The sequence below is a fragment of the Microcoleus sp. B3-D2 genome, assembly GCF_036705345.1.
In the GTDB taxonomy this organism is placed as follows: Bacteria; Cyanobacteriota; Cyanobacteriia; order Cyanobacteriales; family Microcoleaceae; genus Microcoleus.
The window spans coordinates 1-1,004 of sequence record NZ_JAUBUG010000199.1 but is presented as its reverse complement, the minus strand read 5'-3'; the positions used below and the strand labels follow the sequence as shown (position 1 = coordinate 1,004).

Sequence of the window (1,004 nt, the reverse complement as noted above, 5' to 3'; positions counted from 1 at the left end):
TATGTGTCGCTGAACTTGAATCATTCCTCAATTGCTATCGTGATTTTTCTTAACTTATTCAGCAAGCCCTATTTAGTTGCAGTCCGCAGATTCCGTAAAAAACCCGGTTTCTTTGGTCGGAGTGTGTAAGTTATGTCCGCCATTGTTTGGCTGTGAGCGCGATTTGATTTCAATATCGGGCAGTTTTGATGAGCCGTTAGAAGGTTTCAAGGATTAAAAGATTCTGCGTTTCATGTCTATTCAATTAATCGACTTTGGTGAATTATAAAAAGGATGAAACGATTTATCAGCAGTGTTTTGGTTTTGGGTGTGTGTCTGACTCCTCTGACTGTGCCGCTGATGGTTCAACCTAGTTGGGGGCAAAGTCAGAATGCACAGGTTCAAGAAGTAGAGAGACTTATACAGCAAGGAATGAAACAGCAACAGCAAGGACAACCTCTACAGGCAATAGAAACATGGCAGCAGATTCTAGCTATTGCACGACAATTTAAAATTAGAAAATTTGAAGCTGTAGCACTCAATGGTATTGGTTTTAACTACGGTCGCATCGGACAGCCACAAGAAGCTTTGAAATACCTCAACCAAGCTTTACCCTTTATGCGGGAAGTAGGCGAGCGTTTTGGGGAAGCTGCTACTTTGAATAATATCGGTTTAGTCTACAAAAGCATCGGACAGCTACAAGAGGCATTGAAATACTATAACCAAGCTTTAGCCATTATGCGGGAAGTAGGCGAGCGCTCTGGGGAATCTGTTACTTTGACTAATCTTGGTGGGGTCTACAATAGCATCGGACAGCCACAAGAGGCGTTAAAATACTTTAACCAATCTTTACCAATTATGCGGGAAGTAGGCGATCTAGCAGGTGTTGCTGCTACTTTGATTAATATTGGTGCAGTCTACAACAGCATATCGCAACCACAAGAGGCGTTGAAATACTTTAACCAAGCTTTACCAATTATGCGGGAAGTGGGCGACCGCGCAGGCGTTGCCACGACTTTGAATAA

The 1,004-nt window shown here is 42.7% G+C and carries 1 protein-coding gene; it reads left to right on the top strand.

Features of this window, described 5'->3' with window-relative positions; translation table 11 throughout:
* Nucleotides 1–273 precede the first annotated feature (273 nt).
* A partial coding sequence (locus QUB14_RS28665) for a tetratricopeptide repeat protein (RefSeq protein WP_333297500.1) occupies nt 274–1,004 on the top strand: 731 nt, incomplete at its 3' end.